A 2,282-nucleotide genomic window follows, 5' to 3' on the forward strand; every position below is an offset into this window, starting at 1 on the left:
GATGAAGGCCGGCTGCAACGCCTTCAAGCCGTCGCTGGTCTCCAACCCGGGCTGGTTTGCCTCGATCTTCTCGGACCAGACACCCGAGGTCGGCCTCGCGGCTGCCCTCGTCGGACAACCGGAAGAATAAGCCTCCCAAGGCGATCTTGACGATGCGCGGACATTTTCTGTCCGTGCATCGTCAGCCCATGCCAAGCCTGGCGATCGAGGACAATGACAGAACATTCCGAGCTCCCCGCCATCGAGATCGACGGCATCAGCAAGGCGTTCGGACCGACCGTTGCGCTGGACGGCGTGTCGTTTGCGATCGCGCCCGGCAGCGTCCATGCCCTGCTCGGTGAAAACGGAGCGGGCAAGTCGACACTGGTGAAGCTGCTGTCCGGACTGGTCCGGCCGAGCCAAGGCCATGTCCGTGTCTTCGGCAAGGAGATCGCTTACGGCGCGCCGCGCGCAGCACATGCGCTGGGCATGCAGACAGCATTCCAGGAGATGACCTTGGTGCGCGACCTCTCCGTCCTCGACAACATGATGCTGCCTTACGCCCCGGTCGGCATCTCCGGCCTGATCCGCCGCGGTGCCGCCCGCAAGGCCGTCCGCCGCCATATCGAGGATCTCGGTTTTTCCGTCGATCTCGACGCCGAGGTGAGTGAGCTCGAGCTTTCGGTGCGCCAGAAGATCGAGATCGCGCGTGCCGTCTACCGCAAGCCGCGCATCCTTTTGCTCGACGAACCGACCTCGACGCTCGCCGGCCGCGATGTTGACTGGCTGGGCGACATCATCGCCGGGCTGAAGGCGGCGGGTACCACCATCGTCTTCATCACGCACCGCATGCGCGAGGTCCGCGCCTTTTGCGACACGCTGACGATCCTGAGAAACGGCCGCCACATCGTCACCGCGCCGGTTGCCGATGTCTCGGATGGCGACGTCATCGAAAAGATCATCGGCCGCAGCATCGAGCAGACCTTCCCGCCCAAGCCGGACAGCGCCCAGGCTTTCGGGCCGCCGGTTCTGGGCGTGCGCGACCTAAAGGTCGGGCGCAAGCTCGACGGCGCCGGCTTCGATCTGCGCAAGGGCGAAATCCTCGGCGTCGCCGGGTTGCAGGGCATGGGCCAGCAGGACCTGTTCCTGGCCTGCTTTGGCATGGCCGAGATCGAGCGCGGCCACATCCTCGTCGACGGCCGCAAGGTCTGGCTCGGTTCGCCGGCCGATGCCTTGCGCCCCAACATGGCCATCGGCCTGGTGCCGGAAGACCGCAAATCCGAAGGCCTGTTCCTGAAGCTGTCGGGCAGCCAGAACGCCACCCTGCCGGTGATATCGCGCTTCACACGGCTAGGCCTTGTCGACGCGCAGGCTGAGACCCGCTCCGTCGAGGCGGCATTCGACACTGTCGAGGTCGACCGCCGCGCGCTTTGGACGCGGGCCGGTGCGTTTTCCGGGGGCAACCAGCAAAAAATCGCCATCGCCAAATGGCTGGTGGCGCAGAGCCGCATCCTTCTGTTGTTCGATCCCACCCGAGGCATCGACGTCGGCACCAAGCACGAGCTTTATGTGATGATGCGAAACTACGTGGCTTCGGGCGGTTCGATCCTGCTGCACTCGACCGAGATTCCCGAACTCGTCCACCAATGCGACCGGGTCCTGGTTCTCTACGACGGGCGCATCGCCGCCGAACTCGAAGGCGACGCCATCACCGAACCGGCCATCATGCGCCCGGCGCTTGGCCATGCCGGGGAAGCCGCATGAGCAGCGCAGCAGCCTCATCCCCTGTTCCCGGCGGCTTCGGTCTGCGCCGCGCGCTGGTGCGCAATCGTGGCGCGCTGATTGCCGCGATCGTCCTGGCGATCCTGCTCTTCGTTGTCGACTGGATCAACGCCGGGCCGCTGACCTATTTCGACGTGTCGTTCCTGTCGAGCGGCGGCACCACCTCGGCGCTCGCCGCGATCGGTCAGACCATCGTCATCCTGTCGGGCGGTTTCGACCTCTCTGCCGGCGCGGTGATATCGCTGGTCAATGCCGTGCTGGCATCGAGCATGGACCCGATGGCGCCAGGCGCCAGCATCATCCTGTGGACCGCCGTCGGCATCGGCGTCGGCATGGCGGTGGGCGCCTTCAACGGCTTCTTCATCGCCGTGCTGCGCATGCAGCCCATCGTGGTGACGCTGTCGACCATGTTCATCCTGCAAGGCGTGACGCTGCTGGTGATGGACAAGCCCGGCGGCTTCGTGTCGCCCGATCTCGGTACCTTCTATCTTGGCGACGCGATCACCGGCTGGCTGCCGATG

2 protein-coding genes are annotated in these 2,282 nt (G+C 65.4%); both read left to right on the forward strand.

Annotated elements, in window-relative coordinates; all coding sequences use genetic code 11:
• The first annotated feature begins 213 nt into the window (after window positions 1-213).
• The gene (locus EN939_RS30665; protein WP_127271393.1) at window positions 214-1,743 is read left to right on the forward strand and encodes a sugar ABC transporter ATP-binding protein; all 1,530 of its coding nucleotides are present in this window, start codon (window positions 214-216) and stop codon (window positions 1,741-1,743) included.
• On the forward strand, window positions 1,740-2,282 hold a 543-nt coding region (locus EN939_RS30670; protein WP_442919579.1), incomplete at its 3' end, for an ABC transporter permease. The genes EN939_RS30665 and EN939_RS30670, both read left to right, overlap by 4 nt.

Origin of the sequence: Mesorhizobium sp. M7A.F.Ca.CA.002.05.1.1 (assembly GCF_003998335.1) — a bacterium.
GTDB lineage: Bacteria > Pseudomonadota > Alphaproteobacteria > Rhizobiales > Rhizobiaceae > Mesorhizobium.